Annotated in this window: 2 protein-coding genes; both read right to left on the bottom strand. The window is 61.4% G+C overall.

The genetic code is table 11. The features are described from left to right. Window positions 1–141: 141 nt before the first annotated feature. Window positions 142–3,198, bottom strand: coding sequence for a M10 family metallopeptidase C-terminal domain-containing protein (locus FGX59_RS36190; RefSeq protein WP_138473388.1), 3,057 nt, complete (start codon window positions 3,196–3,198; stop codon window positions 142–144). A 251-nt stretch (window positions 3,199–3,449) separates the two neighbouring features. Next, window positions 3,450–3,939, bottom strand: a 490-nt coding sequence (locus FGX59_RS36185; RefSeq protein ID WP_138473387.1) for a DEAD/DEAH box helicase, incomplete at its 5' end; no start/stop codon positions are given.

The raw sequence follows: 3,939 nt of genomic DNA, 5'->3' as shown, positions 1-3,939 counted from the left end.
TTACCGCACGCCCGAGCAGACACGGATCGACATGACTGCCGCAATGGCCGCATAGTGAATATCGGCCCAGTCCGGGATCCGGGGGCAAGCTCAGCCTGTATGTCGCCATGTAATTTTGGCTCTGCCCCGTGAAACCCGAGGTCATGCCACAAGGAAAGACCCGTAGAGAACTCCGGGGTCCTCGAAGGCGAAATAGCTCACCGCCTCGTTGACGTGGGAAACCTCCGCATCGACGGATTGTTCTTCCTGGACCATCAGATCGACGCTCGCCGTGGTTGCGTTCGTCCATCGCAGCATGGCGGGATCGGCACCGTTGGTCGTGGCCATCGACGTGACAAAGCCGGGACGGTTGCCGAAGGGACGTGCAAAGGTCAGGGTGTCGAAACTCCCGTCGAACGAAGATGACGTCGTGGCGACCTCGTAGGGTTCGCCATCCGAGATGCCGCGCCCGTTCTCGAACGCGATCCAGCCGACATTTTCGACGGCGTGGGTCCCTCCGTTCGGGCCCTTTTCCTGCATCGCGAACCGGAACCCCTCGTTGGTCGTGCCGGTCTGTCGCGTGACGACGAAATTGTGTCCGTTGTGGCTTTGCACCTGGGTGAACACGCTGGGCGCCTGGGCGAAGCTGCCGGAAAAGGACAAAGCCTCGAAACCGTCGTGAACCAGCCTGTCGGTTGACTGGATGCCAGCTTCGAGCACCCGCCCATCGGCCAGTTCCCATCTCCCAGCTTCCACGACCATGTAGGACAGGCTTTCGGTCGCGTGGCTGCCATCAAGATATTCCGGTTCTTCCACGAACAAGCTGAACCCGCCCGACGTGACATCGGTGATCCGGGCGGCTGCGGGTTGGACCCCATTGTAGGAGAGGCATTGCGCGATCACTACCGGGTTCTGGTAGTCATGCGAGAAAGACAGGGTCCGTCCCGCGTCGTTCAGCGAAATCGTTCCGAACTCGCCGATGACCAGGTTGGAGAAATCCCCGGCATCGAGCGCATTGCTGCGCCCGAAAGTCCCGGGCATGACGGTATCTGCCACGATCGCGCGATCTCCGCCCTGGAACACGCCGTCGAAATGGATCTGGACCGCGGGCGGATCGTTCGAGGGCAGGGTGACGAGCACAGGCGTGGTGCTGGCCGCGATCTCCGCCCAGCTCATCTCGTGGGCCAGGACGTCGATCCGGTCGATCCCATGTTCGAAATCCTGGATTCGTTCGATATCCATGCCTTGAAGCATCATGAATGTGTCCGCTTGGTCGTTGCCCCACAGCGCGTCGTCGCCGCTGCCACCGGCAAGGTTGTCCTGTCCGGCATTGCCGTTCAGCACATCGTCGCCCGTCCCGCCCCGAAGCATGTCGTCGCCGAGATCGCCGTACAGGAAATCGTCGTTCGCGCCGCCATAGACTCGGTCGTTGTCGCGGCCGGCATAGATCATGTCATTGCCATAGCTGCCGTTGATGTAATCGTCCCCCTCGCCGCCGAAAAGCGTGTCGCCGTCATCGTTGCCGATCAGGGTATCGTTGTCGTCTCCGCCCCGGACGATATCGGCGCCGTCACCTCCGTAAATCCTGTCTTCGCCGTCATCGCCGAACAGGACGTCTGCGCCGGTTCCGCCGCGTATGACGTCATTTCCCTGCTGTCCGTGGATCTCGTCTGATCTGGATTCGCCCCAGGCGACATCGTCCCCGCCGCGCAGATACATGATGTCATTGCGCGCGCTCCCCACGACGTTGTTCTCGTCGCCGTTCGAGCGCGCGTAGATGTAGAGCGAGTCCATCGTGTCGGACCAGTCGACGAACTGCCAATCAGAGATATCGAGATCGGGTCCGCTGTTGAGATAGATATCTACCCGGTCGTTCGAACCGGCAACGTTGTTGCCGTCAATCACGAGGTTCCTGGCGAAGGATGTCGGATAGCGCAGGTCGTGGTTGCTAAGGCGCAGGGTCTTGTCGATATCCGTGCCGTCATTGATGAATTCGATCTCCTCGATCGAATAGGCGTTGATGTTGCGCATGTCGAACAGGCCGTTGCCGTGCAGTATCATCCGGTCATGCCCGGGCCCGCCATTCAGCATGTCGTACTGGCCGTCCATTGCATTGCGGTAGTAGAAGTCGTCGTTGCCGAGTTCGCCGAACATCGTGTCCGATCCCCAGCCGCCGTAGATGTCGTTGGCGTAGTCGTTGCCGTGGATCAGATCGTCGCCCGAGCCGCCACGCACATTCTCGATGATCGTGCCCACCGCCAGTGTCATGTTGCCCCTCAACCCGCCGATGTTAGAGGTCGTGGCCTGCGTGAGAAGGCGATTGGAGGGCGCCAGGTCGATGACCAGGTCATCGGTCAGGCCAACGAAATCCACCAGGTCGGTGCCGCCGCCATCGACGATGGTGAAGGCATTGATCCCTGCGCGGATGTCGATGCTGGAATAGGCCTCGCTGACCGCATCTGGAATGTCGCTGTTGAAGGCCCAGCGTGTGTTGCCGGTAAAGGCCGTTTCGACGCCGAAGTCCCGCCCGGCATAGTCCTGGCGAGAATAGAGATCATCCAGCGCAAGAAGGTCTGCAGCCATTGGGGTCATGGGGCGGGCAAAGGATGCGTCGACATCGGTATTCGCGGACTGGGACCAGTAGGACATCAGCGATAGCTGCCAGCTGTCGTTTTCCCAGTTGGCGGCGGTCGAGTAGGATCCCGAACCGTCATAGTCTCCTTGATGTCCCAGACCGAGGATGTGACCGATCTCGTGCAAATAGGTCAGGAACAGCCCGCTTCCGACCACGGCATTCGAGGTGCCGGCAACATTCACCACTCCGAAATCGACCGCGCCGCCGGTGCCGGAATAGGTGCGCTGTTGCGCGAAGTTGCCGTCGAGCTCGTCGGTGAAGAACAGATCGACCGCGGTGCTGGTGCTTGTCGTCAGACGGAAATCTATGCCGAGCACCGCCTCGTAGACATCGAATGCCGCACGCACCAGATCACGTCGTGCCGGGTCGATCCCGTCCGCGTCGTTGAAACTCGTACCATAGTCGCTGGTACGGGTTCCGCCGGTGCCGGTCAGGTTGTAGTAGAGCACGCCGGAATTGGCGCCGGTTCCGGTATTCGACACGTTGAACCAGTGGGATGTGAAATTGCGGTTGTCGACGTCTTCCCAGAAGCCGGCGCGCAGATAGTTGGCAAGCTGCTGCAATGTGGCTGGTGATTGAGGCATTGATCGAATCCTTCTGATCGGCGCGGAATAGCCGGATCGTCCGCTACTGATTTTGCCTGGTCAGCGTTCCGGATTGGCAGCATCCGATCATCACCCGTACGGGTGATGATCTGCGCCCCAAGCCTATGGCTACCCAATTTAGACATGTCTTATAAGCCGGGATTACCGGACATAGTGAGGGCGGCAGGAGGCGGCGGTTACAGTCATTATGAACAATATAACCGCCGTTTCCATTTCAGGGTGTTGAGGCCTCACGCCCCGAGGGGGGCGAAGAGGTCCTGGAGGGTGGCGGCGTCGAGGAGCCTCTCGGTGCTCCCGGCGCCCTCCGCGAAGAGGGCTTCGGCGAGGGCCTGCTTGCGGGACTGCATCTCCAGGATTTTCTCCTCCACCGTGCCCGCCGCCACGAGGCGGTGGACGAAGACCGGCTTCTCCTGGCCGATCCGGTGGGCGCGGTCCATGGCCTGGCGCTCCACGGCCGGGTTCCACCACGGATCGTAGAGGATCACCGTGTCGGCTTCGGTCAGCGTCAGCCCAGTGCCCCCGGCCTTGAGGCTCAAAAGGAAGACCGGCGCCTCGCCGCGGGAGAAGGCCTGCAGCACGCCGGCGCGGTCGCGCGTGTCGCCGGTCAGCGACAGCGTGGCGACACCCGCCGCCGCGAGGTCCGTCTCGATCAGCCGTAGCATCTCGACGAATTGCGAGAAGACCAGGACGCGGCGGCCCTCGGCGACGAGCTCTGACAGG

The sequence above is a fragment of the Poseidonocella sp. HB161398 genome (assembly GCF_005870025.1).
Classification (GTDB): Bacteria; Pseudomonadota; Alphaproteobacteria; order Rhodobacterales; family Rhodobacteraceae; genus Mangrovicoccus.
Note: the sequence above shows the minus strand (reverse complement) of the source record. Positions and strands in the feature narration are given on the sequence as shown.

Bases quoted from the DNA above. Each gene is read 5' to 3' on its own strand.
- FGX59_RS36190 (WP_138473388.1), bottom strand. From the start codon at position 3,198: ATGCCTCAATCACCAGCCACATTGCAGCAGCTTGCCAACTATCTGCGC.